General features: G+C 65.7%; 26 protein-coding genes. 10 read left to right on the forward strand and 16 right to left on the reverse strand.

Annotated features, from left to right (window positions below):
• Window positions 1–368: 368 nt before the first annotated feature.
• Window positions 369–812, forward strand: a complete 444-nt coding sequence (locus tag ASE13_RS08180; protein WP_056613371.1) for a DUF305 domain-containing protein — start codon at window positions 369–371, stop codon at window positions 810–812.
• 25 nt (window positions 813–837) lie between these two features.
• Here the strand turns inward: ASE13_RS08180 and ASE13_RS08185 are convergent, their stop codons facing one another.
• Entirely contained in the window at window positions 838–1,239 is a 402-nt protein-coding gene (locus ASE13_RS08185) for a hypothetical protein (protein WP_056613372.1), read from the reverse strand.
• A gap of 134 nt (window positions 1,240–1,373) precedes the next feature.
• Between ASE13_RS08185 and ASE13_RS08190 the strand changes: the two genes are divergently transcribed.
• Both ASE13_RS08190 and ASE13_RS08195 read left to right on the forward strand, forming a co-directional pair.
• The gene (locus ASE13_RS08190) at window positions 1,374–2,498 is read left to right on the forward strand and encodes a DUF47 family protein (RefSeq protein WP_235536939.1); all 1,125 of its coding nucleotides are present in this window, start codon (window positions 1,374–1,376) and stop codon (window positions 2,496–2,498) included.
• Between the two features lie 9 nt (window positions 2,499–2,507).
• Window positions 2,508–3,521 carry an inorganic phosphate transporter gene (locus ASE13_RS08195; RefSeq protein ID WP_056613374.1) on the forward strand — a complete coding sequence of 338 codons (1,014 nt, stop codon included), beginning with the start codon at window positions 2,508–2,510 and terminating at the stop codon, window positions 3,519–3,521.
• Here ASE13_RS08195 and ASE13_RS08200 read toward each other — a convergent pair.
• Window positions 3,518–4,375, reverse strand: a complete 858-nt coding sequence (locus ASE13_RS08200) for a helix-turn-helix domain-containing protein (protein WP_056613376.1) — start codon at window positions 4,373–4,375, stop codon at window positions 3,518–3,520. The two genes, ASE13_RS08195 and ASE13_RS08200, sit on opposite strands and share 4 nt — an antisense overlap.
• 301 nt (window positions 4,376–4,676) lie before the next feature.
• On the opposite strand from ASE13_RS08200, the gene ASE13_RS08205 reads away from it, so the two are divergent.
• Window positions 4,677–6,290, forward strand: coding sequence for an alpha-L-fucosidase (locus tag ASE13_RS08205; RefSeq protein ID WP_056613377.1), 1,614 nt, complete (start codon window positions 4,677–4,679; stop codon window positions 6,288–6,290).
• 37 nt (window positions 6,291–6,327) lie between these two features.
• On the opposite strand, the gene ASE13_RS08210 is transcribed toward ASE13_RS08205, so the two are convergent.
• From ASE13_RS08210 to ASE13_RS08245, 9 genes are read right to left on the reverse strand one after another with little or no spacing between them, the layout of a single operon-like run.
• Window positions 6,328–8,334, reverse strand: coding sequence for an acetyl/propionyl/methylcrotonyl-CoA carboxylase subunit alpha (locus ASE13_RS08210; protein WP_082596637.1), 2,007 nt, complete (start codon window positions 8,332–8,334; stop codon window positions 6,328–6,330).
• Window positions 8,334–8,558 carry a hypothetical protein gene (locus ASE13_RS19780; protein ID WP_156404787.1) on the reverse strand — a complete coding sequence of 75 codons (225 nt, stop codon included), beginning with the start codon at window positions 8,556–8,558 and terminating at the stop codon, window positions 8,334–8,336. Before ASE13_RS19780 ends, ASE13_RS08210 begins: the two co-directional genes overlap by 1 nt.
• On the reverse strand, window positions 8,555–9,556 hold the full coding sequence (gene bioB / locus ASE13_RS08215; RefSeq protein WP_056613382.1) for a biotin synthase BioB: 1,002 nt from the start codon (window positions 9,554–9,556) through the stop codon (window positions 8,555–8,557). The genes ASE13_RS19780 and bioB overlap by 4 nt, the downstream gene beginning before the upstream one ends.
• Window positions 9,553–9,900 carry a hypothetical protein gene (locus ASE13_RS08220; RefSeq protein WP_056613384.1) on the reverse strand — a complete coding sequence of 116 codons (348 nt, stop codon included), beginning with the start codon at window positions 9,898–9,900 and terminating at the stop codon, window positions 9,553–9,555. The genes bioB and ASE13_RS08220 overlap by 4 nt, the downstream gene beginning before the upstream one ends.
• Window positions 9,897–12,029 (reverse strand): methylmalonyl-CoA mutase, encoded by a 2,133-nt coding sequence (scpA, locus tag ASE13_RS08225; protein ID WP_056613386.1) that lies wholly within the window; start codon window positions 12,027–12,029, stop codon window positions 9,897–9,899. Before scpA ends, ASE13_RS08220 begins: the two co-directional genes overlap by 4 nt.
• Window positions 12,026–12,796, reverse strand: coding sequence for an enoyl-CoA hydratase-related protein (locus ASE13_RS08230; protein ID WP_056613388.1), 771 nt, complete (start codon window positions 12,794–12,796; stop codon window positions 12,026–12,028). Before ASE13_RS08230 ends, scpA begins: the two co-directional genes overlap by 4 nt.
• A complete protein-coding gene (gene mce, locus ASE13_RS08235) occupies window positions 12,793–13,212 on the reverse strand; it encodes a methylmalonyl-CoA epimerase (protein ID WP_056613390.1) in 420 nt (139 codons plus the stop codon). Before mce ends, ASE13_RS08230 begins: the two co-directional genes overlap by 4 nt.
• Window positions 13,209–13,742, reverse strand: a complete 534-nt coding sequence (locus tag ASE13_RS08240; protein WP_056613392.1) for a hypothetical protein — start codon at window positions 13,740–13,742, stop codon at window positions 13,209–13,211. The genes mce and ASE13_RS08240 overlap by 4 nt, the downstream gene beginning before the upstream one ends.
• A 40-nt stretch (window positions 13,743–13,782) precedes the next feature.
• Window positions 13,783–15,309 carry an acyl-CoA carboxylase subunit beta gene (locus tag ASE13_RS08245; RefSeq protein ID WP_056613394.1) on the reverse strand — a complete coding sequence of 509 codons (1,527 nt, stop codon included), beginning with the start codon at window positions 15,307–15,309 and terminating at the stop codon, window positions 13,783–13,785.
• A 265-nt stretch (window positions 15,310–15,574) separates the two neighbouring features.
• Here ASE13_RS08245 and ASE13_RS08250 point away from each other — a divergent pair, with 265 nt between their 5' ends.
• Entirely contained in the window at window positions 15,575–16,981 is a 1,407-nt protein-coding gene (locus ASE13_RS08250) for a helix-turn-helix domain-containing protein (RefSeq protein WP_056613397.1), read from the forward strand.
• Between the two features lie 89 nt (window positions 16,982–17,070).
• Here the strand turns inward: ASE13_RS08250 and ASE13_RS08255 are convergent, their stop codons facing one another.
• The 3 genes from ASE13_RS08255 to ASE13_RS08265 all read right to left on the reverse strand — a co-directional run bounded on the left by ASE13_RS08255 (window position 17,071) and on the right by ASE13_RS08265 (window position 18,650).
• Window positions 17,071–17,988 (reverse strand): DUF3829 domain-containing protein, encoded by a 918-nt coding sequence (locus ASE13_RS08255; protein ID WP_162254678.1) that lies wholly within the window; start codon window positions 17,986–17,988, stop codon window positions 17,071–17,073.
• A gap of 177 nt (window positions 17,989–18,165) precedes the next feature.
• The gene (locus tag ASE13_RS08260) at window positions 18,166–18,423 is read right to left on the reverse strand and encodes a hypothetical protein (protein WP_056613401.1); all 258 of its coding nucleotides are present in this window, start codon (window positions 18,421–18,423) and stop codon (window positions 18,166–18,168) included.
• An 11-nt stretch (window positions 18,424–18,434) separates the two neighbouring features.
• Window positions 18,435–18,650 carry a hypothetical protein gene (locus ASE13_RS08265; RefSeq protein WP_056613403.1) on the reverse strand — a complete coding sequence of 72 codons (216 nt, stop codon included), beginning with the start codon at window positions 18,648–18,650 and terminating at the stop codon, window positions 18,435–18,437.
• A 98-nt stretch (window positions 18,651–18,748) separates the two neighbouring features.
• Between ASE13_RS08265 and ASE13_RS08270 the strand changes: the two genes are divergently transcribed.
• Window positions 18,749–19,522 carry a class II aldolase/adducin family protein gene (locus ASE13_RS08270; protein ID WP_056613404.1) on the forward strand — a complete coding sequence of 258 codons (774 nt, stop codon included), beginning with the start codon at window positions 18,749–18,751 and terminating at the stop codon, window positions 19,520–19,522.
• 90 nt (window positions 19,523–19,612) lie between these two features.
• Here ASE13_RS08270 and ASE13_RS08275 read toward each other — a convergent pair whose 3' ends face one another.
• Entirely contained in the window at window positions 19,613–20,416 is an 804-nt protein-coding gene (locus ASE13_RS08275) for a DODA-type extradiol aromatic ring-opening family dioxygenase (protein WP_056613406.1), read from the reverse strand.
• 225 nt (window positions 20,417–20,641) lie between these two features.
• Here ASE13_RS08275 and ASE13_RS08280 point away from each other — a divergent pair, with 225 nt between their 5' ends.
• The 3 genes from ASE13_RS08280 (at window position 20,642) to ASE13_RS08290 (ending at window position 23,041) form a co-directional block, all read left to right on the forward strand.
• A complete protein-coding gene (locus tag ASE13_RS08280) occupies window positions 20,642–21,145 on the forward strand; it encodes a (2Fe-2S)-binding protein (protein ID WP_056613409.1) in 504 nt (167 codons plus the stop codon).
• A 119-nt stretch (window positions 21,146–21,264) separates the two neighbouring features.
• Entirely contained in the window at window positions 21,265–22,188 is a 924-nt protein-coding gene (locus ASE13_RS08285; protein ID WP_056613411.1) for an RcnB family protein, read from the forward strand.
• Between the two features lie 115 nt (window positions 22,189–22,303).
• Entirely contained in the window at window positions 22,304–23,041 is a 738-nt protein-coding gene (locus ASE13_RS08290; protein ID WP_156404788.1) for a prolyl hydroxylase family protein, read from the forward strand.
• 14 nt (window positions 23,042–23,055) lie between these two features.
• Here ASE13_RS08290 and ASE13_RS08295 read toward each other — a convergent pair whose 3' ends face one another.
• Window positions 23,056–23,754: a Crp/Fnr family transcriptional regulator gene (locus tag ASE13_RS08295; RefSeq protein WP_235536889.1), complete on the reverse strand. Its 699-nt coding sequence runs from the start codon at window positions 23,752–23,754 to the stop codon at window positions 23,056–23,058.
• A gap of 208 nt (window positions 23,755–23,962) precedes the next feature.
• On the opposite strand from ASE13_RS08295, the gene ASE13_RS08300 reads away from it, so the two are divergent.
• Complete coding sequence (locus tag ASE13_RS08300) at window positions 23,963–24,919, forward strand: rhodanese-related sulfurtransferase (RefSeq protein WP_414885312.1); 957 nt, start codon at window positions 23,963–23,965, stop codon at window positions 24,917–24,919.
• Window positions 24,920–24,969 lie beyond the last annotated feature (50 nt).

A 24,969-nucleotide genomic window follows, 5' to 3' on the forward strand; every position in this document is an offset into this window, starting at 1 on the left:
GTCCGCGCAGTCGGCCCCGATGGGCGTCAGCCGGCATTGAAGGTACGATCGGGCCCCTTTCAGGTTCCACCCGGTGGGATAGACCGAGGGCTGCATTCGGCCAGTCGGGACAGTCCGTCGTGGAACCTTATGCCGATGGAGGCGTTGTTGCTACCCGCTTGATCGAAAGATGAGTGGAATCGAAGGCTTCGGCCGGTCGGACAACCGACCGAAAGGAGCCTTCAGGGAGCCCCGCCGCAGAAATGCGACGGGGCTTACCTGTATCTGGGTTCCGTCCGATTCGCCGCCTGAAGGGTATGCAACAGACCGCGCGCGGCAAACGTTGCCCCCGGACGTCGCGCAGGGTGCGACGAAGCCGGAGAGAAAGCATGCACGCGCATTATGCCAGGCTCGCGATCAACCTCGTATTGAGCTTCGTCATCATGTATTTCGTGATGTTCGCGATGATCGACGGGGTCAGCGATTTCTTCAACAACATCAACATGTTCTACATGGCGCTGATGATGGTCGCGCCGATGGCGATCCTGATGATGCTGCTGATGGGATCGATGTACCAGAATCGCAGGCTCAACTTCGCGCTGCATGCCGGCTTCGTCGCCTTGTTCCTGCTCGCCTTTGCGGGCATCCGGACTCAAGCAGGCGTTGGGGACGCGCAGTTCCTCCGTTCGATGATCCCGCACCATTCGGGCGCGATCCTGATGTGCCGGGAGGCGCGGATCACCGATCCCGAGATCGCAGCACTCTGTCGTCGGATCGAGGAGTCTCAGCGCAACGAAATCGATCAGATGAACCGCATTCTCGCGCGTTATTGACTCAGGCGACTCATGCCCCGGGGAGTCAGTTGGCCTGCTTGACCCTGGTATAAGGCACGAACTTGCCGAGCTGCACGAAGCCGCGCGGGAAGCGGCTGGTCGAATCGATGAGATGCACCGTGTCGATGCTGCACAGCTGCGAGCCCGAGGTGCGCGTCACCAGGATGACATCGTCGTTCAGCTGGTTCGCGCCGGAACGCGGCTCGTTGACATAGAGGCGCCCGCCGACGCGGTACACGATCGCCTTGCCATCGATGATCTGGCTGCTGCTCACCGACGACAGGCTGATGCAATCGACCGGCTTGCCCGCCACGCGCCCGTCCAGCAGCTTCTGGAGCTTCGCTTCCGGGGTCTGGCGTTCGCCCGCGATGGCAGGCGCGGCAATGGTGGCCGCACCGAGGAACAGGATAGTGAGGAACTTGCGCATTGCGCGATCATGGCACCTTTTGTCTGAACAGGGGCTGAAGCGCGTCGGTCAAATCGCGGTCCTGCTTGAATTGCGCAACGATTGGAGCCATTGCGGCCGGCCGGCCAGACGCGCCGGCAGCCCGGAACTTCGTCATTCGCCAAATCGCCGCCCTGCCCTATCGCAACGAAGACCCGGCAACCGATGCCGCGGTCCGCATTCTGCTGGTCACTTCGCGCGGTACCGGCCGATGGGTGATACCCAAGGGCAATGCGATGTCGGGCACGGCACCGCATGTCGCCGCCGCGCAGGAGGCCGAAGAAGAAGCCGGCGTGGTCGGCCCCGTCTGCCCGACGCCGCTCGGCTCCTATCGGTATCGCAAGCGGCGCGGCAGCGGCGCGTCGCTGATGATGGACGTCGACGTCTTCCCGCTCGCAGTGACGCGTGAACTTCCCAGCTGGAAGGAACAGCAGGAACGCGAACGGCGCTGGTTCACGCTTTCGGAAGCGGCGGACGCCGTGGAGGAACCCGACCTGCGCGACCTCATCCGTTCGTTCGGCGCGTCCGAGTTCAAGGCTGCAACCCAGCGCACCGGCGTCCTTGGCGCCGTCGCCGAAAAATCGAGGTTAGGTCCGATGTTTGCCTGGTTCCAGCGCCTGTTGCCCCGCACGGGCAACTTCTTCGAACTGTTCGAGGCGCATTCGGTCACCGTCATGGCCGCCGGTGATGCGCTGGCGCGCCTGCTCGAGGGCGGCCCCGCGAGCGCCGAGCATGTCCGCGAAGTCATCGAACGCGAGCATGATGCCGACAACATCACCCGCGAAGTGCTCCAGACCGTGCGGAAGACCTTCCTCACGCCGTTCGATCGCGGCGCGATCACGAGCCTGATCGGCGCGCTCGACGATTCGATCGACGAGATGCAGGCGACGGTCAACGCGATCGCGCTCTACGAGGTCGAGAGCTTCTCACCCGAGATGAAGGACATGGCGGCCATCGTCGTCGATGCCGCGCGGATCACCGCAGAGGCGATGCCTTTGCTCCGCAACGTCGCGCAGAACAGCGCCCGCCTGCACGAGCTGACCGAACGCCTCGTCCGCATGGAAGGCCATGCCGACGACATCCACGCCGCCGGCCTCAAGCGCTCGCTCAAGGAGCATGGCGCGACCGATACGCTCAAATTCGTCGTCGAGCGCGAGCTCTACAAGCATCTCGAGCGAATCGTCGACGCGTTCGAGGATGTCGCGAACGAGATCGACGGCATCGTCATCGATCACGCCTGACGCGCCGACATGCACGAACTAGCCCTGCCCCTGCTGATCGGCCTGATCGCCGTCGCGCTGGCGTTCGACTTCCTCAACGGGCTTCACGACGCCGCCAATTCGATCGCCACCGTGGTCGCCACGCGGTTGCTGTCGCCGGTGCAGGCCGTGCTGTTCGCCGCGGTGTTCAATTTCGCCGCTTATTTCCTGACGATCGCGATCCCCTCGCTTCACGCCGTCGCCGAGACGATCGGCAAGGGGCTGGTCGACAAGGATGTCGTGACGCCCGCGGTGATCTTCGGCGCGCTCGGCGGGGCGATGTTCTGGAACGTGCTGACCTGGATGAAGGGCATTCCCTCGTCGAGCAGCCATGCGCTGATCGGCGGTCTGATCGGTGCGGGCGTAGCGCATGCGGGACTGACCGGCATCCATTGGGGCGGGCTCAACAAGACGCTGCTCGCGATCGTATTGTCGCCGACTTTGGGCATGCTGCTCGCGATGCTCGTCATGCTCATCAGCTCGTGGCTGCTGCATCGTGCCACCGCGCGCACTGCCGAGCGCAGCTTCCGCGGCCTGCACCTTCTGTCTTCCGCCGCTTATTCGCTGAGCCATGGCCTCAACGACGCGCAGAAGACGATGGGCATCATCACGGTGCTGCTTTATTCCACCGGCAATCTGACCGGCGAATTCCACGTGCCCCATTGGGTGGCGATCAGCTGCTATGTCGCAATCGCGCTCGGCACGATGACCGGCGGCTGGAAGATCATCGAGACGATGGGCTCGCGCATCACCAAGCTGTCGCAGCACCAGGGATTCAGTGCCTCACTGGCGGGCTCGATCATCCTGTTCTCGGCATCGGCGCTGGGGATTCCGGTCTCGACGACGCACACGATCACCGGCTCGATCATCGGCGCCGGCACCGCACGCCGCGCATCGGCGGTGCGCTGGGGCGTGGCACAGAGCGTGGTCCTCGCCTGGGTGATCACGATCCCCGCCTCGGCGCTGGTCGGCGCGGGCTTCTACGCGCTGACCCTGCTCTTCTAGGCCTCCCTGCGCCCGCCCCGGCACTCGCTGGGAGTCTGGTCGAAACGCGCGCGGAACAGCCGGCTGAAATGCGCGGCGTCGCTGAAGCCCAGCCGTTCGGCGATCGCCCCGATCCGTTCGTCGTTGGTGGAATCGAGAAGCGCGATCCTCGCGGCGTCGAGCCGGCTGTTACGGATGTAGGTCTGCACCCCGCCCTCGGCCTCGAACAGCCGGTGCAGCGTGCTTCGCGAGATGTTCAATCGCCGGCAGAGGCTGGCGACGTTGAGCGACGAAGATTCGAGGTGCGCGCGGATCTCGGTTCGCGCCCGCGCCGCCATGCCGACGATGCGCGGGGGAGCATCGCGTTCGGCATGTGCCGCGGCGTGCACCGCCACCACGAGCAGATCGAGCAGCGTTCGGGCGAGCCGTGGCGCATCCTCGCTGGAAATCGCCTGCAGCGCCTCGCTCAATTTGACCAGATGCGCGTAGAACAAGGCCGCCTCTTCGCGGCCGATGACGAGCCCGTGCAGATCCGCCACCGGGCCCAGTTCCGCCTCGGCCACCGCGCGGGGGATCGCCAGCTGGATCGAGCGGGCGATCGACATGGTCATGGTGATCGGCTGGGCGATGTCGAACAGCAGTATCTCGCCGGAGCGCGCCTCGAACTCGCGGAGCCGGGCCACGCCGTGCATCTCGCCTTCGAGCAGCACGCCCACACCGAGAATGTCGATCCGGTCCGCTGCGATCCGCTCGGGCGTGCGTTCGAGGAGGCGCGCGGTCCCCGTCGAATAGGAGACTGCCATCCCGTCGAGATAGACATTCTCCGCCGAGGTCGAGAACGGACCGATCGGCGTGGAATCGAACAACGCGGCCACGCTGGGCCATCCGCGATCGGACCATGTTTCATGACGCTCGGCGGGATCTATCCCCGCAGTCGAATAACGCACGGGCTCTATGCCCCGCCTGTCCCCCATACACGCGCTCCGGATCTTGCAGGAACGCTTGCAGAGAACGCATGCAATTCCGGCTACTTAACCCGCCTTTTACATTAGATCCCAGACCATGGAAACATGGCAGAAACCCGTAGTTGCGGGGCCAAAGCGCGCGAGACCTTGTTTCTGCGCCGCGCCCTTGATAGGTTTAGAAAACAATTTTTACATGTGAAAAGGTGGGGACATGCGGCTTACGCGGAGACAGGCGCTCGGAAGTTTCGCGGGCGCGAGCGCCGCGAGCGTGTCCCTTCCCGCCGGCGCCGAGGTCGCGCCCGACTGGGCGGGTCTCGTCGACGCCTTTCGCGTGCCCGATTGGTTCCGCGACGCCAAGTTCGGGATCTGGGCGCATTGGAGCGCGCAATGCGTCCCCGAATTCGGCGACTGGTACGGCCGCCAGATGTATCTCCAGGGGAACCCGGTCTACGCGCATCACCTGAAGAATTATGGCCATCCGGCCGATCGCGGCTTCCTCGAGATCGAGAATGCCTGGAAGGCCGAGAACTGGGACCCCGAGCACCTTGTCCGGCTCTACAAGGCGGCGGGCGCGCGCTATTTCATGGCGCTCGCCAATCATCACGACAATCTCGACACCTATGACAGCAAATACCATGCGTGGAATACGCTGCGCGTCGGGCCGAAGCGCGACATCATCGGCACCTGGGAGAAGATCGCGCGGGCCAACGGGTTGCGCTTCGCGGTCTCCAACCACAGCGCGCATGCGTGGCATTGGTGGCAGACAGCCTATGGCTACGATGCCGAAGGTCCGCGGGCGGGCGAGCGTTACGACGCATTCAAGCTCACCAAGGCCGACGGCGCCGGCAAATGGTGGGACGGGCTCGACCCGCAGGAGCTTTATACCGGCCCGTCGATGGTTCCGCCCGAGGGAATCGAGAGCGCGAAGGCGATGCGCGACTGGCACGACGTGCACAGCGGCCGCTGGATGGAATTCGCTCCGCCCCAGAACCCGCACCACGTCGCCAAATGGCTGCTCCGCCAGCAGGATCTGGTCGAGAAATATCGGCCGGACATGGTCTATTTCGACAATTTCGGGCTGCCCTTCGGCAATGTCGGACTCGAGGCGATCGCGCATTACTACCGTCAGAGCATCGCGCGCGATGGCCGCGTCGAAGTCGTCGCCACTGCCAAGCAGCTGACCCCGTATCAGCGCACTGCACTGGTCGACGATGTCGAGCGCGGCTTCAGCGATCGGCTGCGCGGAGAGCCGTGGCAAACCTGTACCTGCATCGGCGACTGGCATTACAACCGCGCACGCTACGAACAGAAATCATATGTGCCCGCAGCCAAGGTCATCCAGCGGCTGTGCGACGTCGTCTCCAAGAACGGTAATCTGTTGCTGTCTATCCCGGTTCGCGGCGACGGCACGATCGATAGCGAGGAGGAGAAGATCGTCGCGGGCATCACGCGCTGGATGCAGCGCAACGGCGACGCGGCGATCTTCGGCTCGCGGCCGTGGCGCATCTACGGCGAGGGCCCCACGAAGGTCGGCGGCGGCATGTTCAACGAAGGCAAGGTCGAATTCACTGCCGACGACGTGCGCTTCACCACGCGCAAGGGCGCGCTCTACGCCGCGCTGCTGGCATGGCCCGAGCGCCCGGTGACGATCGTCGGACTGGGCAAGGCCGCGCTGCCGGATGCCGCGATCGAGCGCGTCACGCTGGTCGGCGGCGGGCGCGTGAAGTTCGAACGCAGCGATGCGGGGCTGACGGTGACTTTGCCGCGCGGCGGCCCGGACGATTTCGTCCCCGTGCTGCGGATGGACGGACGCGGGCTGGTCTGATCCACCCGTGCTCCGGCGAAGGCCGGAGCACGGGAATCTATTCGAACTCGAGGATCGCCGCGTCGACCGCAAGGCTCTCGCCGGGCGCGAAGTTGGCGGCCTTCACCACCCCCGTCCGCTCGGCGCGCAGGATGTTCTCCATCTTCATCGCCTCGACCACCGCAAGCGCCTGCCCCGCCTCGACCTTGTCGCCCGGCGCGACGTGGAGCTGGGTGAGCAAACCCGGCATCGGGGCGAGCAGGAATTTGCTCATGTCGGGCGGAATCTTCTCGATCATGTGGTGCCGATATTGCGCGATATGCGGCGGCAGCACCTCGATGCGGTGCGACGCGCCATGCGCCGTCAGCCGCCAGGCCGATCCCTTGCGCTCGACGCCGACGGTGAGCGGCGCATCGTCGATCCGCACCGCGAACAGCGGCTCGCCCGGGCGCCAATGGCCGATCAATTCCATAGGCTCGCCCGCGCCGCGCACGAGCTGGACACCACCGAAGCGCTCGATCGATAGTTTGAAGCGTTCGCTATCCACCGTCACGATGCGATCGCCACTACCGGCAACGCGCCCGTTGAGCTGGCCGCTGATCTCCGATGCACGGCTGGCGCGCTCGATATCGATCGCCGCAGCCGCTGCCGCCAGCTTGCGCCGAAGCTCGGGCGACGCCGGCGCGCCCTCGAACCCTTCGGGATATTCCTCTGCGATGAACCCGGTGGTCAGCGCACCTTCGCGGAAGCGCGGGTGCTGCATGATCGCGGAGAGGAAGTCGATATTGTGGCCGATCCCGTCGATCCGGAAGCGATCGAGCGCCGCCACCTGCCGATCGGCGGCCTCTTCGCGCGTCGGCGCCCAGGTGACCAGCTTGGCGATCATCGGATCGTAGAACATCGAGATCTCGCTGCCCTCGGTCACGCCGTCGTCGACCCGCGTCACGCCGGTCTCGTCGCGCGTTTCGGCCGGCGGGCGATAGCGCACCAGCCTCCCGGTCGAGGGCAGGAAACCGCGATAGGGATCCTCGGCATAGACCCGGTTCTCGATCGCCCAGCCGGTGAGCTTCACATCCTTCTGCGCAAAGGCAAGCGGCTCGCCCGCGGCGACGCGGATCATCTGCTCGACCAAATCGAGTCCGGTGATCTCTTCGGTCACCGGATGCTCGACCTGCAGCCGGGTGTTCATCTCGAGGAAGTAGAAGCCCTCACCGGTGGTGTCGGCGCCGCTGACGATCAGCTCGACCGTGCCCGCCGAATAATAGCCCACCGCCCGCGCCAGCGCGACTGCCTGTTCGCCCATCCGCTTGCGCATCCCGGGCGTGACGAAGGGCGACGGCGCTTCCTCGACCACCTTCTGGTGCCGCCGCTGGATCGAGCATTCGCGCTCGCCGAGATAGACGATGTTGCCGTGCTGGTCGCCCAGCACCTGGATCTCGATATGGCGCGGCTGCTCGATGAATTTCTCGATGAAGACGCGGTCGTCGCCGAAGCTGGCGAGCCCCTCGCGTTTGGTCGCCTCGAAGCCATCGCGGACGTCGGCTTCCGACCAAGCCAGCCGCATCCCCTTGCCACCGCCGCCGGCCGAGGCCTTCATCATCACCGGATAGCCGATCTCGGAGGCGATCCGCACCGCATGTTCGGTATCATGGATCTCGCCGACGAAACCGGGAACGACGTTCACCCCCGCGGCCCTGGCGAGTTTCTTGGACTCGATCTTGTCGCCCATCGCCGCGATGGCATTGGGCGGCGGGCCCACGAATGCGATCCCCGCCTCGGCACAGGCGCGCGCAAAGCTCTCCCGCTCGGAGAGGAAGCCGTAGCCCGGATGGATGCAGTCCGCCCCGGTCTCCTTCGCGGCGAGCAGGATCAACTCCGCCTTGAGATAGGATTCCGCCGCCGGCGCCGGCCCGAGCCGCACCGACTCGTCGGCCATCAGCACATGCGGCGCACGGGCATCGGCATCAGAATAGACCGCGACGGTGGCGATCCCCATCTTCTTGGCGGTGCGCATCACCCGGCACGCGATCTCGCCGCGATTGGCGACCAGGATCTTCTTGAACATCATAGTTTGCGGACAATCCGAACGATAAGCCAAACAGCCAAGATGTAAGTCACGAAAAAGAAAGCGAGAATCACGAGCAGACCGCTGTCGATGATCGGATCATCCGATCGGTAAGCGACGCCCGCGTACATTGCCCATACGAACATGCTGCCAAGCATGGCCGCGATCCACGACAGTGTGCCGAGTGCGAGCCAAATGGGGCTGCGCCGGGGACGATAAGTCATTCCGCCGCCACGCGCATCGGCTCGTCGCCCCGCAGTGGCGTTAGCCCCAGCCTGGCGAACAGCGCCGCGTCCTTGTCGTCGCCGGCATTGCCCGTGGTGAGGAGCTTGTCGCCGGTGAAGATCGAATTGGCGCCCGCCATGAAGCAGAGCGCTTGCGTCGCCTCGCTCATGCTCTCGCGCCCGGCGGAAAGCCGCACCATCGACTCCGGCATCGTGATCCGCGCCACCGCAACCGTCCGCACGAACTCGATATCGTCGATCTTGGCCAGCGGCGTATCGGCAAGCATGTTGCCGAGCACCGTGCCTTTCACCGGCACCAGCGCGTTGACCGGCACGCTCTCGGGATGCCGCGGCAGCGTGGCGAGCGCGTGGACGAAACCTACGCGATCCGCACGGGTCTCGCCCATCCCGACGATCCCGCCGCAGCACACGTTGATCCCCGCCTCGCGGACATGCTCCAGCGTATCGAGCCGATCCTCGAAGCTGCGCGTGGTGATCACGTCGCCATAGCGCTCGGGCGACGTGTCGATATTGTGGTTGTAGTAATCGAGCCCGGCATCGCCGAGCATCGCTGCCTGGGCAGGCGTGAGCATGCCCAGGGTCATGCAGGTCTCCATGCCCATCTGGCGCACACCGCGCACCATCTCGACGATGGCGGGCATGTCGCGGTCCTTGGGGTTGCGCCACGCCGCGCCCATGCAGAAGCGGCTCGACCCATTGTCCTTCGCCTGCGCCGCCGCCTGCAGCACCGCGCGCACGTCCATCAGCTTCGTCGCCTTGAGCCCGGTCTCGGCATGCACCGACTGGTTGCACGACTGGTTGCAATAGCCGCAATCCTCCGGGCAGCCGCCGGTCTTGATCGACAACAGGGTCGACATCTGGACCTGATCGGGCACGTGATGTTCGCGGTGCACCGTCTGCGCGCGGAACACCAGTTCGCCGAACGGCAGGTTGAACAACGCGGCGATCTCGTCGCGGGTCCAGTCGGTGCGGATCATGCGGGTCCCAATGTCTTGATGAACAGATAGAGGAAGATGCCGAGTCCCAGCGAGAGCAGAAGCGGCGCGGAGATGCGGTAGAAATCAAGGTATTTGGCGGTCGGCTTGCCGTGGAAACGGGTGCGGACGATCTCGCCGGCGCCGCTGAACGAGAGCAGCGCCGACGATCCGATCACCACCAGCGCCCCGATCAACAGTCCGCGAGCACTAGCCGCTGAACCGGCCAGCGCCAGCACCCCGCCCAGCGAGAACAGGGACAGCTGGGTGAGATGCTTGAAATAATCATATAACAGCGCCTCGCCGCCGCCCGTATCGAGCGCCATCTGCTCGTCTTCGTCGGTCATTCGGCAGCCTCTTCGATCGGGGGCAGATTGTGGCCGAGCAGCTTGAGCACTTCGGCGGCCGCGCTGACAAGGTTGGTGCCGGGTCCGAAGATCGCCTGCACGCCGTGGGCGCGGAGGAATTCGTAATCCTGCGGCGGGATCACGCCGCCCGCGACGACCTTGATATCCGGCCGCCCGGCTTGCTTGAGCGCATCGACCAGCTCGGGGATCAGTGTCTTGTGCCCCGCGGCGAGGCTCGAGGCACCGACCACGTCGACCTGCTTTTCCACCGCCAGCGCGCACGTCTCGGCCGGCGTCTGGAAGAGCGGGCCAGAGATCACGTCGAAGCCCAGATCGGCAAAGGCGCTGGCGACGACATTGGCGCCACGATCATGCCCGTCCTGCCCCATTTTAGCGACGAGCACCCGCGGTTTGCGTCCCTGCCGCCGCTCGAACGCAGCTACACCCTCCTCAGCACGCAGCCAGCCTTTGTCTTCGGCATGGGCAGGGCCATAGACGCCCTTGATAGGCGTCACGCCCACTGCGTGCCGGCCGAACGCAACTTCCATCGCCGCCGACATCTCGCCGAGCGTGCAGCGCGCGCGTGCCGCCTCGACGCAGAGCGCAAGCAAATTGTCGCTGGCCACCGCCCCGCGCCGCAAATCGCCCAGAGCCTCCTCGGCCTTCGTCGCATCGCGTTCGGCGCGGGTGCGCTCGATCCGCTTGATCTGGTCGGCGCGGACGCGGGCATTGTCGATGTCGAGGATGTCCATCGGCGCTTCTTCGGCAAGCCGGTATTTGTTGACTCCGACGATCACGTCCTCGCCGCGATCGACCCGGGCCTGGCGCGCAGCCGCCGCCCGCTCGATATGCTCCTTGGGCATGCCGCTCTCGACCGCATGGGTCATCCCGCCCAGCGCCTCGACCTCTTCGATCAGCGCCCACGCCTTTTCGGCGAGCTCGTTGGTCAGGGCCTCGACATAATAGCTGCCGCCCAGCGGATCGACGACATGCGTCATCCCGGTCTCTTCCTGCAGGATCAGCTGGGTGTTGCGCGCGATCCGGGCGGAGAAATCGGTCGGCAGCGCCACCGCTTCATCGAGGCTGTTGGTGTGGAGCGACTGGGTGCCGCCGAAGGTCGCCGCCATCGCCTCGATCGTGGTGCGGATGACGTTGTTGTACGGGTCCTGCTCCTGCAGCGACACGCCCGAGGTCTGGCAGTGCGTGCGCAGCATCTGCGAACGCGCGCTGCCCCCGAAACCGGCGATGATCCGGCTCCACAGCAATCGCGCCGCGCGCAGCTTCGCCACTTCCATGAAGAAGTTCATGCCGATGCCGAAGAAGAACGAGAGCCGCCCGGCGAACTCGTCGATGCTCAGCCCGCGCGCGATCGCCGCACGGACATAGGCCATGCCGTCCGCCAGCGTGAAAGCGAGCTCCTGTACCGCGGTCGCCCCCGCCTCGTGCATGTGATAGCCCGAAATCGAGATCGAATTGAACCGCGGCATGTGTTGAGCGGTATAGGCGATAATGTCCGCGACGATCCGCATCGAGGGCTCGGGCGGATAGATGTAGGTGTTGCGGACCATGAACTCCTTGAGGATGTCGTTCTGGATGGTTCCGGTGAGCTGGTCCTGCCGCACGCCCTGCTCTTCGGCCGCGACGATGTAGAAAGCGAGGCACGGCAGCACCGCGCCGTTCATCGTCATGCTCACCGACATCTGATCGAGCGGTATCCCGTCGAACAGGATCTGCATGTCGGCGAGCGTGTCGATCGCGACCCCCGCCTTGCCGACATCGCCGGTCACGCGCGGATGATCGCTATCATAGCCGCGGTGCGTGGCGAGATCGAACGCGATCGACAGGCCCTTCTGTCCGGCGGCAAGGTTGCGGCGGTAGAAGGCGTTGGACTCCTCGGCGGTCGAGAAGCCGGCATATTGGCGGATCGTCCACGACCGCCCGGCATACATCGTCGCCTTCACCCCGCGCGTGAACGGCGCGAAACCGGGAAGCCCGGGATCGGCCGCGTCGGCGGCGGTGTAGAGCGGCTTGACCGCGATCCCCTCGGGCGTGTGCCAGGTGAGATCTGCATCCTTCACTTCCTTCGCGGCGAGCGCGGCCCAGGCGTCCAGAGACGGCTTCTCGCTCACTTGCCCTTGAACTCCGGCTTGCGCTTCTGGAGGAACGCCGCGACGCCCTCCTGGAAATCCTGCGAACGCGCCGCGACCGACTGGTGCTCCGCCTCCAGCGCCAGCGTCTCCTCCAGCGTACCGCTCAGTGCCGCCTTGATCTGTTTGCGGATCAGCCCGAGCGCCACCGTCGGCATCGCGGCGAGGCGGCGGGCATAGGTCATCGCCGTGTCGAACACGACGCCGTCGTCCGCCACATGGGTGAGCAGCCCCGCCGCCATTGCATCGTGCGTGGAAAGACGTTCGCCCAGCAACGCCATTTCGAGTACTTTCGCCCGCCCTGCCGCCTTGGCGATCAGCCACGTCGCCCCGGCATCGGGGACCAGCCCGATATTGGCGAAGGCGAGCAACAGATAGGCCGAGCGCGCGCCGATCACGATGTCGCCGCCCAGCGCCAGCGACGCCCCCGCCCCCGCCGCGGGACCGTTCATCGCGGTCACGATCGGGATCGGCAGATCGGCCATGGTCTGCTGGACCGGGTTGTAATGATTGCGCAGCCGGTCCCCGGGATCGCCGCCCGAGCCTTCCTTGAGCGAGGCACCGGCGCAAAAGGCCCGCCCCTCGCCGGTGAGCAATACTGCGCGCGCGCCGTCATCGACTGCCCGGCGCAGCGACGCGGCGAGCAGATCGAGCATGTCGAGCGTGACGGCGTTGAGCTCGTCGGGCCGATTGAGCCGGAGCACCGCGACATCGCCATCGAGCGCGTAGAGGATGGTATCGTCGCTCAATGTCCGTCCCTCGGCGTTTCCATGATCTCGGTCAGCACCCCGCCCATGTCCTTCGGGTGGACGAAGAAGATCATCGTGCCGTGCGCCCCGATGCGCGGCTCGCCGATTATCTTGGCGCCCTTCGCTTCGAACCACGCCTTGGCTTCGTGGATATCGGGCACTTCGTAGCACAGATGATGCTGCCCGCCCGACGGGTTCTTCGCGAGAAAGCCGTGGATCGGGGAGCCTTCGCCCAGCGGCTCGATCAGCTCGATCTGGGTATTGGGCGTATCGACGAAGCACACTTTCACGCCCTGTGCGGGCAAATCGAAGGGCGCGCGGATCACCTGCGCACCCATCACGTCGCGATAAAAGGCGATCGACGCCTCGATCGAAGGCGTCGCGATGCCGACATGGTTGAGGCGGCCGAGCTTCATTGCTTCTTCGGCGCCGGCGTGACCGACGGCATCGCATAGGGCATGCCGCAGGTGGCGTAGACCTTGCGGAACATCGCGTCGCCGCCCGGGCCGGCAAACTCCCGCTCGACCATCGTCTCGCCTTCGGGAAAGCCGATGCGGACCTTCTTCGCCTTGGCGATCTCCTCGACGATCAGGAAGACTTCGGCAGTCTCGCCATTATAGGCGCCCTTGCCGGGGAACAGCCACGAGGTCATGTCCGCCAGGCCCTCGTCGAGGGTCAGCGTGACGATCCGCGAATCGCCGGCCGCGACGGCGGGCTTGGGCATGAACTGCACCGAGACGATCGGCACGTTGACCGTGTCGCAGCGCAGCAGCAGCCGCGAACCGTCGGCGGCGCGAACCGTCGCGGTAGAGCTTTTCGGCTGGGCCGGATCGGTGCTCTCGCGGAAAGTCCAGACGCCCGGCGCGGGAGCGGCGGGAGCGGCTGCCGGAGCCGACGCGGGGGCAGTCTGGGCGCCGAAGGCCAGCGCGAAGAGGAAGCTGATCATCTTTATCCTTGCATGCAGTCGGCCACCGCCGCGGCGCCGTTCACAGCGGGATGTTGTCGTGCTTCTTCCACGGGTTCTCAAGCTGCTTGTTGCGCAGCTTGCGTAGTCCCAGCGCGATCCGGCGGCGGGTGGAATGCGGCAGGATCACTTCGTCGATGAAGCCCTTGCTCGCCGCCACGAAGGGATTTGCGAAGCGGGTCTCATATTCGGCGGTACGCTCGGCGATCTCCTCGGGCGTGCGCCCACGGAAGATGATCTCGACTGCGCCTTTCGCCCCCATCACTGCGATCTCGGCGGTCGGCCAGGCGTAGTTGAGGTCGCCGCGCAGATGCTTCGACGCCATTACATCGTATGCGCCGCCATAGGCCTTCCGGGTGATCACGGTGATCTTGGGGACGGTCGCCTCGGCATAAGCGAAGAGCAATTTCGCGCCGTGCTTGATGATCCCCGAATGCTCCTGCCCGACACCCGGCAGGAATCCGGGAACGTCGACGAAGGTCAGGATCGGAATGTCGAACGCGTCGCAGAAGCGCACGAAGCGCGCGGCCTTCTTCGACGAATTGATGTCGAGCACCCCGGCCAGCACCATCGGCTGGTTGGCGACAACCCCGACGGTGCGCCCCTCGATCCGGCCGAAGCCGATCAGGATGTTGGCGGCGTGCGTCGGCTGGATTTCGAAGAACTCGCCTTCGTCAAGCACCTTCCGGACGCATTCGTGCATGTCATAGGGCTGGTTGGCGCTGGGCGGGATGAGGCTGTCGAGGCTGTCCTCGATACGGTCCCACGGATCGTCGCATGGCCGTTCGGGAACGCTTTCCCGATTGGATGCGGGCAGGAAGTCCACGAAGTCGCGGGCCGCGAGCAGCGCCTCGATGTCGTTGTCGAAGGCCATATCTGCGACCCCCGACTTCGTGGTATGCGTCACCGCTCCACCCAGTTCCTCCTGCGTGACGATCTCGTTTGTAACGGTCTTCACTACATCTGGGCCGGTGACGAACATGTACGACGAATCCTTCACCATGAAGATGAAGTCGGTCATCGCGGGAGAATAGACGGCCCCGCCTGCGCAGGGGCCCATGATCAGGCTCAATTGCGGCACCACGCCGCTGGCCAGCACATTGCGCTGGAACACTTCGGCATAGCCGGCAAGGCTGGCGACGCCTTCCTGGATGCGCGCGCCGCCGCTGTCGTTGAGGCCGATCACGGGCGCGCCGACCTTCATCGCCATGTCCATGATCTTGCAGATCTTCTGCGCGTGGCGCTCGGAAAGCGAGCCGCCGAACACGGTGAAGTCCTGGCTGAACACGAAGACGAGGCGGCCGTTGATCGTGCCGCTGCCGGTGACGACGCCGTCGCCGGGGACGATCTGCTCCGCCATGCCGAAATCCACGGCGTTGTGCTCGACATACATGTCGAGCTCCTCGAACGATCCCTGGTCGAGCAGCACCTCGACGCGCTCGCGCGCAGTGAGCTTGCCCTTGGCATGCTGCGCGTCGATCCGCTTCTGCCCGCCGCCCAGACGGGCCGCGGCGCGGCGGCGCTCCAGTTCCTCGATCGTCGACGACATTGCAGGCTCCCGAGAGGTGGCGCCTTCTGCACAGGGCATGCGCGCCGAGGCAAATGCAATGTTGCAAAGTTGCGGCGGGGAGGTTTGCAGAATATGGTGGCCGGGTGAGAACACATCATATCCGTCACCCCCGCGAAAGCGGGGCCCCATCTCCGGACCTGGCCGCGCAATCGCCAGCAGTGCCTTCGTGGCGCCTGCGCGAGATGGGTCCCCGCTTTCGCGGGGATGACGGAGCGGGACGTTCCCTTGCAGGGTGGGGAATCCAGTGAGCACCCCCCGCCGCCGCCTGTTCGAAGGCTTCCGCCTGCGCGACCTGCGCCGCCGCCTCGGCCTCAGCCAGGCGAGCATGGCCGCGCGGCTGGGCATCTCGGTCCCCTATCTGTCGCAGATCGAGAATAACGGCCGCCCGATCACCGATGTCGTGCTGCTCGCGCTCGCCCGCGAATTCCCAATGGAGGCGGCAGACATCGGCGCCGAAGCCGAGACCTCGACTCTGCTCCGCACGATCGACGCCGCCACCGACACCAGCATCGCCGCGCATCCCTTGAGCGAGACCGACGTCCGCCGCGGACTCGAACAGCAGCCTCTCCTCGCCCGCCGCCTCGTCGCGGTGCACGAGGCGTGGCGCCGCAGCCAGGAGCAGCTCCGCGTCCTCGACGACCGCTTCGACACGGGCTCGAGCGACGCCGCGCCGCTCCCCTGGGAGGAGGTGCGCGACTGGTTCCAGGCCGAGGGCAATTACATCGACGCGATCGACCGTTCGGCCGAAGCGCTCGCCGACGCGCTCGACGACGGCCCGGTGAGCCAGGCGCTCGAGGATCGCCTCCGCCGCTGGCACGGCGTGCACGTAATCGCCGAGGACGGCGACGGCAGCCAGCTCAGCCGCTTCGACGAGCGCGAACGCACGCTCGCGCTCAACTCGGGCTTGCCCCCCGAAAGTCGCGCCTTCCTGCTCGCGCACCGCCTCGTCCGCTACGAATTCGCCAACGAGATGCGGCATGTCGTCGAGCTGGCCGGCCTCGCGAGCCAGGCCTCGCGCGAGTTGCTCAGCGTCGGGCTCGCCAATTACGCCGCCGGCGCGCTGCTGATGCCGTACACCGCCTTCCGCACCCGCGCCCGCGAGGTCCGCCACGACATCGATCGCCTCCGCCAGCGCTTCGGCGTCAGCTTCGAGCAGGCGTGCCACCGCCTGTCGACGCTCCAGCGGCCCGGCGCGGCGGGCCTGCCCTTCTTCTTCTGCCGCGTCGACATGGCGGGCAACATCACCAAGCGCCACTCGGCGACGCGGCTCCAGTTCGCCGCGCTCGGCGGCGCCTGCCCGCTCTGGGTGGTGCACGAGGCCGTGGCGATCCCCGATCGCATCCTCGTGCAATTGGCCGAAATGCCCGACGGCACGCGCTACGTCTCGATGGCCAAGGGGCTGGTCAAGCCATCGGGCAGCTATGCCCGCCCCGCCCGCCGCTACGCCGTGGCGCTCGGTTGCGAGGAGGCGCATGCGGCGGACTTCGTCTATGCCGACGATCTGCGCCCGGGCGGCGCCGCCACGCCGATCGGCGCCTCGTGCCGCATCTGCCCGCGCACCGACTGCGACCAGCGCGCCTTCCCGCCGGCCGGATCGGTGATCGAGATCGACGCCGACCGCCGCAGCGTCGTGCCCTACGCGTTCCGCTGAACAATCGTCATCCCGGCGAAAGCCGGGATCTCAGGCGGCAAGCACGCGGCACGAGATCCCGGCTTTCGCCGAGATGACGCGTAGTGTTCTCAAGGTATGTTGTTCGCCAGCCCCACCGCCCCGTTATAGGAAGTGACCATCGCCTCCGCGTCGCCGGCCGAATGCGACTGCTTCACCTCACGATATTGGCCGATCATCGATCCGAGCATGTCCGCCACCCCATCCGACATGCCGAGCCGGCTGGTCTCCCCCGGCTCCTTCGCCTTGGCCTTTGCGTCCGCGATCGCCTTTTGCTGATCGGCCAGCAGCTTCTCCAGCGACGCGACGAGCGCATCCCCCTTGGCGAACACCGCCGGATCGCGCAGGTCTTCGGGCTTGTCGAACAGGCCGACCAGATCCTCGGCCTGCTGCATCGCCAGCTTGGTGTTGTAGGCGACGGTGTCGCCGCTCTGCTTGAGCCTGTTCAGCTCGGCGTCGGCGCCGGCGCGGCGCTGCTTGGCCAACGCGGCGTTGAAATCATCCAAGGCCTTCAGCGCCGCATCGAACTCGGCGATCATCTGGGCGTCTTCCGCCTTGCCGCGCTTGAGCCCGTCCGCGCGATAGGCCTTGGTGTTGTAATAAGCGTAGAGCGGCTTCAGTCGCGCCAGCACCTTTTGCAACGCAGTGTCCAGCGCCTCCGCCGTCGCATCGATCGGGCCCAGCGAACCGGGCAGCGCGCGCGCCGCCTTGAGCTTGGCCGCCTCGGTTTCGATCCAGCCGTCGCTGATCGTGATGGATTCGCTCGGCGACCTGCTGGCTATGCGAGCCTCCCTGTAGGTCTTCGCCGTCGCCGGCAGCCCGAAGGTCTCGAGCAACGCGTTATACGCGTCGGTATAGGCGCTCAATTTGGCCGCGGTGGCGGGCGAGCTCGCCACTTCCTCCGCCGATCCGTTCCCCCCGCTCCCCGAGCCGGAGCCGCCGCACGCGCCCAGCACGAACAATCCTGCCAGAGCGATACCCTGGCGCAATTTTACTCCTCGCATGCGGCAGATCCCCTCAGTCGTTGCGAACGCGTAACGCACTCGCAGCGATTTTGATCCGGATCAATGCCGAGGGTGTAACGTCATCCCGGCGAAAGCCGGGACCTCAGGCGGCAAGCGCACGGCCCGTGGCACGAGGCCCCGGCTTTCGCCGGGTTGACGGAATCAAGCCCGCTCATCCTCTGGCGTCTCGCGCGATCCCGAGCGCGTGGCGACATGCCCGCCCAGCGCGCTTTCCTGCTCGCGGTCGGTGGTGCTGCCGCGCTCGCGGATGTCGTCGACCGGGCCGTCCTCCGGCGTGCGTTCGCCCGATCCGATGAAGTCGCCTTCGCTGCGTGGTTCCTCGTTTCCACGGTCGCGCGGTTCGCGATCGTCGAGGCTGCGCGAGCGGCCCTCGTGCATGCGGCGGTCGTCGGTTGCCATCGTCTCTCTCCTCAAGCGTTGGTGCGGCCGAGCTTCGTCTCGCTCGCCTGGCCCTGCGCGCCGGCGTCGTTCTCGACATCGCCTTCCATGGTGTTCTCGCCGGCCTCGTCATTGGGGTCCGCGCCGGTGGCGAACAGGCCCTTCGACTGGCCGATTCCGGGATTGTCCTCGAGATCATCGCGGGTCCGATCTTCCGGCTGCGTCTGGTCATGCTTGCTGCTGGTCATTGCGCTCTCCTCTCGTCGAGGCTGAACGGACGGGCACGCACGGCGGTTGCCCGCGCCCGCACATGCGTGGCATATTGCAACCAAATAGGAGAGGATCGATGGCCACTGCGCTTCAGCAAGACGCCGGCAACCCCCTGGGCGTCAGCGATGCCGAATGGGAGGCGCGCCAGCAGCTCGCCGCCTGCTACCGCGTGTTCGACATGCTCGGCTGGTCCGAGATGATCTACAACCACATTACCGTGAAGCTACCGGATCAGGAGGGCGCGTTCCTGATCAATCCGTTCGGGCTGCACTTCAGCGAAGTGAAGGCGTCGAACCTCGTCAAGATCGATATCGACGGAAACAAGCTCGGCGACTCTCCCTATCCCGTGAACCGCGCGGGCTTCGTCCAGCATGCGCTGTTCCATCGCCATCTCCCCGACGCCCATTGCATCATGCACACGCACACGACGGCAGGCATGGCGGTGAGCTCGGTGGAGGGCGGTCTTCGCCCCGTCAATTTCTACGCGTGCAATTTCGCCGGGCAGATCGCCTATCACGATTTCGAGGGGGTGACGGTGCGCGACGAGGAGGGCGAGCGGCTGCTCGCGAACCTCGGCGACAAGCGCGTGATGCTGCTGCGCAACCACGGCATCCTCGTGATGGGCCGCACCTTGCCCGAGGCGTTCATCAAGCACTGGTCGCTCCAGCGCGCCTGCGAGATCCAGGTGGCGACGCTGTCGATGGGCGAGCCGCTAATGGTGTCGGACGATGTCGTCGCCGTCCACCAGCGCGACTTGCACATGGCGCAGGTCCCCGGCGGCCCCGGCGCGGCGGACTTCGCCGCGATGGTGCGGCTGGTGGATCGAGTCGATCGGAGCTGGCGGGAGTGATCGATCGTCATCCCGGCGAACGCCGGGATCTCAGGCAACAAGTGCACGGCCCGCGGCACGAGATCCCGGCTTTCGCCGGGATGACGATACCTACCCAAACCGGAACCCGCTGACCGCCCAGCCCATCACGTGATCGCGATAATCGGCCACTGCCGGCCCGTCCCCGCCCGCGCCGAGCGCGACCATCAGCGGCAGGAGGTGCTCCTCGCGGGGATGCGCGAACTGCGCGTGCGGCAGTTCGTCCCAGGCCGCCACCCGCTCCGCCCGCCGAACCGGTTCCGGGTCGGTCACCGCGTCGACCAGCGCCGCATCCCACTCGTCCGCCACCGGCGTCACCTGCGGGCCGCGGGCGCGGAGATTGTGGAAGCTCATGCCGCTGCCCAGGATCAGCACGCCTTCGTCGCGCAGCGGCGCCAGTGCACGGCCGATCGCGATATGCGCCGCCGGGTCGAGGTCTTTCCGGAGCGACAGCTGGGTCAGCGGAATGCCCGCATCCGGCACTGCGACCATCATCGGGATGAACACGCCGTGGTCCCAGCCACGTTCGCGCTCCTCGCCGACCGGAAAGCCGGCGGCTTCGAGCAATGCCTTTGCCCGAGCCGCCACCTCCGGCGCGCCGGGCGCGTCCCAGCGCAGGCGATAGGTGTGTTCGGGGAAGCCGTAATAGTCGAACAATAATGGCTGCCCGTCGCCGCTATGGACCGTGACCTGATCCTCCTCCCAATGTCCCGACACCAGCAGGATCGCCTTCGGCCGCGCCGGCAAGCTGTCGATCAGCCCGGCGAGATAGGCCTGCATGCGCCTCCACATCGGATCGGCAGGGCCGCCCTGCGGATCCATGAAGAAACAGGGCCCGCCGCCATGCGGAATGAAGAGAGACGGCATCTTGGTCATTACTCTGTCCTACAACGCGCTGTTCTGCTATTGTTCCGGAATGGTCGGTCCGGGAAAGCGAAGCGCAAATCCAAGTTACGAAACAAAATTTCATCGCAGCGTAACTTCATTGCGCGTTTGCCGTGCAAATCGTGAAAGTGACCGCCGCGAATCCAACATCGGCGGGACAGGTGCTCGCGACAATGCCGGTTTCGGAAACACCCCGTTTCCGGCTACATCGCTGCAATGACTCGCTTCACCGTCAACAACCAGCCGGTCGAGTACAAGATGGACCCGCGCACCCCCCTGCTCTGGGCGCTGCGCGATGCCTCCAATCTCACCGGCACCAAATATGGCTGCGGGACGGGCGATTGCGGCGCCTGCGCAGTGGATGTCGACGGGGGGCTTCGCCTCGCCTGTCAGGAGACGATCGGCGCGCTCGAGGGAACCTTCGTCACCACGATCGAGGGGCTTTCGAAGGATCGCAGCCATCCCGTCCAGCAGGCGCTGCTCGCCACCAACGTGGTCCAGTGCGGCTATTGCATCCCGGGCGTGGTGATGGCCGCGTCCGTGTTGCTGCGCAACAATCGCAACCCCAGCGAGGAGGACATCAAGGGTGCGATCCCCAACATCTGCCGATGCGGCATCTATCCGCGGCTGATCGGCGCGATCACCGACGCTGCCCGACTGGCGCGGGGCGATGCGCCACTGGCCGCAGGGCCCGAACCGGAGGCGCCTGCGCCCGAATAGTCTTTATCAATTCTTTCAATCACCTTTCGCCGCAATTCAGCAACCGCTCATGCGACGAAGCCTAATCCAGTCCTACGATGTAGCCCGGCCCCTTGCCGGTCTCGACGGAGACAGTTGAGATGAAGAAGACCTTGCTAGCGGTGATCATCGCCGCAACGGCTCTGGTCCCGCCGGCGGCGCTTGCGCAGGACCGGGGGCGCTGGGGCGGCCGAGACCGTTCGGCAAATAATGGCGGCCAGTCCGAGGTTCGCCAGAACCGCGGCGAGTGGCGTCAGCAGCAGCGCGAGCAGGCGCCGCAGGCCCAGCCGCAGCGGCAGTGGAACGGCGGCGAGCGCCAGCGCGGCTGGAATCGTCCGCAGCAACAGGCGCAGCCGCAGCAGGCGCCGCAGGCCGTCCAGCAGCAGCGCGAGCGCTGGGGCGGCGACCGCGGTGACCGCAGCCGGTGGAACAACAGCGGCGATCGCAGCCAATGGACCGGCAACCGCAGCCAGTGGAACGGCGGCACGCGCCGTCAGGATGCGGACCGGCAGCAGCAGTTCGACCAGCAGCGCCAGCAGCAGTTCCGCGAGGGCGACCGCAGCCGCTGGAACGATCGCAACCGGGACGGCGATCGCAGCCGGTACGACCGCGGCAACCGCGACTGGAACGACCGCGACCGGACGCGCAACTGGAGCGGCGACCGCAATCGCTACGACAGCAACCGCGGCTGGAACAACGACCGCAACCGCGGGAGCTGGAACAACCGCTGGCGCAACGACCGCCGCTACGACTGGCGCGGCTATCGCAGCAGCAACCGCAACATCTACCGCCTGCCGCGTTATTATGCGCCGAGCGGCTGGGGCTATGGCTATCGGCGGTTCGGGATCGGCTTCACGCTGAATTCGATCCTGTTCTCGTCGAACTACTGGATCAACGATCCGTTCTACTATCGCCTGCCCGAGGTCGACGGCCCCTATCGCTGGGTGCGCTATTACAACGATGCGCTGCTCGTCGACATCTACACCGGCGAAGTGGTCGACACGATCTACGACATCTTCTGGTAAGGACGCCCGCAGCCTTATCGGAGATCCTGGGGCCCGGTGGCGACACCGGGCTCCTTGCCGTTAAAGCTGTGGTTGCGGCTTGCAAATCCCGCCGCAGCGCGCGATTTCGCAAGGCGTGAGCAAGATCAACAAGAACGAAGGCAGAGTCTCCGGCGGTCCCTCGCCGGCGCGCGCGAAGATCGGGCGCGATGTCTCGGCGCGGCTGGAGGCGAACCCCGCCGTCAAGCGCGCCAAGGTCGAGACGGCGCAGATGTACACCGTGCCCCATTTCCTGAGCGACGCCGAATGCGACGCGCTCATCGCGCTGATCGATTCCAATTCGCGCCCGTCGACCCTTCTGGCTGTGAGCGAAGATCCTGAATACCGCACCAGCCACAGCTCGGACCTGTATCGCTGGTCGCCCGATATTCTCGCGATCGACCAGCGCATCGCCAACCTGCTCGGCATCCCCGAGGAGAATGCCGAGACGCTCCAGGGCCAGCGTTACGCGGTGGACCAGCAGTTCCGCGCGCATTGCGACTATTTCCACGAATCGAGCGCCTATTGGCCCAAGATGAAGGAAACCGGCGGCCAGCGGACGTGGACCGCGATGGCCTATCTCAACGACGTGCCCGAAGGCGGCGCCACCTGGTTCCCGCGTGCGGGCATCCGCTTCAAGCCGAAGCGCGGGCTGCTCGTCATCTGGAACAACATGACGCCCGACGGCACCCCCAATTACGATACGCTCCACGAGGGCATGCGCGTGCTGGAGGGGATGAAGTACATCGTCACCAAGTGGTTCCGCGAAGAGGCGTGGATCAAGGATTACGTCCAGACCTATATCGCCGGCGGGATCGAGAACGCTGGAGACTGAGCTTTACGCCGCCCCTAGGCGGCGATGTGGAGATAGTCCGGATCGAAATCGGCGACCTGCTTCATCCGTTCCCAGTCGGCGATGCGGATCTCGCGGCCGGTCCGCGCGATCACGCCCTCCTCGGTCAGCGCGCGCAGCATCCGGTTGACGTGCACCGAGGTGAGGCCGGTGGCGTCGCCGATATCCTCCTGAGTCATCGGCAGGGTAAAACGATCCGGCGAGCCCAGCCCCGCCGCCTCATGCCGGAAGGCGAATTCGCACAGCATGTGCGCGATCCGCATCTTGGCGTCGCGACGCCCGACATTGAGCACCCATTCGCGGAAGATCGACGCGTCGACCAGGCAATCGCGCCACAGCGCCTTGCCGATCTCCGGCCGCTCCTGCAGCAGCCGCCGGAAATCGCGCATCGGGAAGAACAGGACTTCGGAATCGCTGATCACCTGTAGGTTGTGATCGGCCTTGTCGAACAGCAGATGCTGGATATCGAGAATATCCCCGGCCATATGGAAAGAGACGATCTGCCGGCCGCCATCACTCGCCAGCTTGTGGCGGCAGGCATAGCCTTCGACCAGCAAGCAGCATTCCGAGATCAACTGACCGGTGCTGACGATTGTCGCGCCCGCCCGGAAGCGCTGGGGACGGAGCGGAAGCGACCGGATGCCGGCAACCTCTTCGTCGTTGAGCTTGTTCAGCGACGTGAGCTTCCGGATCATATCCGCGAGCGGATCGACACGAGAAGGCAAGCAAACTCCTCCAGCTTTCATTTCCGGTGGGGTCAAACGACGCAAATGCAGATTGGTTTCCCCGGTTGATCTCGATCAATTCCGTCAACGTAGACCAGTCCTTGCGGCACAACATGACGTACGCGCGCGCTTCTGCTAGGGGCCGCCAGCCGTTGCCGCGGCCGCAACCCGGAAAGTGATCGTGACCGAAGTTCTGCCCATTTGCGTGGCCGCATTGTACCAGTTCACCCGTTTCGACGATTGCGCGGCGATACAGGTGCCCCTTACCGCGGCGTGCGCTGCCGTGAACGTGAAGGGAACGCTGCTGCTCGCGCCCGAAGGGATCAACGGCACGATCGCGGGCAGCGACAGCGCGATCGATCAGGTGCTCGCACAGATCCGCGCCCTTCCCGGCTGCGCGGCGCTCGACGTCAAGAAATCGCGTGCGGCGATCATGCCGTTCCATCGCATGAAGGTGCGCATCAAGCGCGAGATCGTTACGATGGGCGAGCCGGGGATCGACCCGCTGGCCGATGCCGGCACCTATGTCGCCCCGCAGGACTGGAACGCGCTGATCGACCAGCCCGACACGATCGTGATCGATACGCGCAACGACTATGAAGTCGCGCTGGGCAGCTTCGCCGGCGCCATCGATCCCGGCACACGAACGTTTCGCGACTTCCCAGCGTGGTTCCGCGCGCATCGCGACGAATGGCGCGGCGCCGACAAGCAGCCGAAGATAGCGATGTTCTGCACCGGCGGCATACGCTGCGAGAAGGCGACTGCATTCCTCAAGGCGGAAGGCCTGGAAGAGGTCTATCATCTGAAGGGCGGCATCCTCGCTTATCTGGAGAACGTCGCCGCCGAGGAAAGCCGGTGGCAAGGCGAATGCTTCGTGTTCGACGAGCGCGTGGCGGTGGAGCACGGGCTCGAACCCGGCACGCATGCGCTGTGCCGCGCCTGTCGGATGCCGATCAGCGAGGAAGCACAGCGCTCGCCCCTTTTCGTCGAGGGCGTCGCCTGCCCCGCCTGCCACGCCGAGCGCAGCGATGAGCAGCGAGAACGCTATGCCGAGCGCCACCGCCAAACGCTGCTCGCCGAGGGGCGCGGCGAGGTGCATGTCGGCGCGGTGCTGCCAGTACCTTCCGACGATTGAAGCGAGCCTTCCGCCGAAACAGAGCAGAATATTTTGTTTCGGCCGCGTGC

The sequence above is a fragment of the Sphingomonas sp. Root241 genome (assembly GCF_001428865.1).
Lineage (GTDB): Bacteria > Pseudomonadota > Alphaproteobacteria > Sphingomonadales > Sphingomonadaceae > Sphingomonas.

Excerpts from the sequence above, each read along its gene's own strand:
- ASE13_RS08245 (WP_056613394.1), bottom strand. The coding sequence starts at position 15,309 with ATGTCGTCGACGATCGAGGAACTGGAGCGCCGCCGCGCCGCGGCCCGT.
- ASE13_RS08185 (WP_056613372.1), bottom strand. The coding sequence starts at position 1,239 with ATGCGCAAGTTCCTCACTATCCTGTTCCTCGGTGCGGCCACCATTGCC.
- ASE13_RS08240 (WP_056613392.1), bottom strand. The coding sequence starts at position 13,742 with ATGATCAGCTTCCTCTTCGCGCTGGCCTTCGGCGCCCAGACTGCCCCC.
- ASE13_RS08275 (WP_056613406.1), bottom strand. The coding sequence starts at position 20,416 with ATGACCAAGATGCCGTCTCTCTTCATTCCGCATGGCGGCGGGCCCTGT.
- ASE13_RS08210 (WP_082596637.1), bottom strand. The coding sequence starts at position 8,334 with ATGTTCAAGAAGATCCTGGTCGCCAATCGCGGCGAGATCGCGTGCCGG.
- ASE13_RS19780 (WP_156404787.1), bottom strand. The coding sequence starts at position 8,558 with ATGACTTATCGTCCCCGGCGCAGCCCCATTTGGCTCGCACTCGGCACA.
- ASE13_RS08195 (WP_056613374.1), top strand. The coding sequence starts at position 2,508 with ATGCACGAACTAGCCCTGCCCCTGCTGATCGGCCTGATCGCCGTCGCG.
- ASE13_RS08270 (WP_056613404.1), top strand. The coding sequence starts at position 18,749 with ATGGCCACTGCGCTTCAGCAAGACGCCGGCAACCCCCTGGGCGTCAGC.
- mce (WP_056613390.1), bottom strand. The coding sequence starts at position 13,212 with ATGAAGCTCGGCCGCCTCAACCATGTCGGCATCGCGACGCCTTCGATC.
- ASE13_RS08260 (WP_056613401.1), bottom strand. The coding sequence starts at position 18,423 with ATGGCAACCGACGACCGCCGCATGCACGAGGGCCGCTCGCGCAGCCTC.
- ASE13_RS08220 (WP_056613384.1), bottom strand. The coding sequence starts at position 9,900 with ATGACCGACGAAGACGAGCAGATGGCGCTCGATACGGGCGGCGGCGAG.
- bioB (WP_056613382.1), bottom strand. The coding sequence starts at position 9,556 with ATGATCCGCACCGACTGGACCCGCGACGAGATCGCCGCGTTGTTCAAC.
- ASE13_RS08205 (WP_056613377.1), top strand. The coding sequence starts at position 4,677 with ATGCGGCTTACGCGGAGACAGGCGCTCGGAAGTTTCGCGGGCGCGAGC.
- ASE13_RS08180 (WP_056613371.1), top strand. The coding sequence starts at position 369 with ATGCACGCGCATTATGCCAGGCTCGCGATCAACCTCGTATTGAGCTTC.
- ASE13_RS08295 (WP_235536889.1), bottom strand. The coding sequence starts at position 23,754 with ATGATCCGGAAGCTCACGTCGCTGAACAAGCTCAACGACGAAGAGGTT.
- ASE13_RS08280 (WP_056613409.1), top strand. The coding sequence starts at position 20,642 with ATGACTCGCTTCACCGTCAACAACCAGCCGGTCGAGTACAAGATGGAC.
- ASE13_RS08265 (WP_056613403.1), bottom strand. The coding sequence starts at position 18,650 with ATGACCAGCAGCAAGCATGACCAGACGCAGCCGGAAGATCGGACCCGC.
- ASE13_RS08285 (WP_056613411.1), top strand. The coding sequence starts at position 21,265 with ATGAAGAAGACCTTGCTAGCGGTGATCATCGCCGCAACGGCTCTGGTC.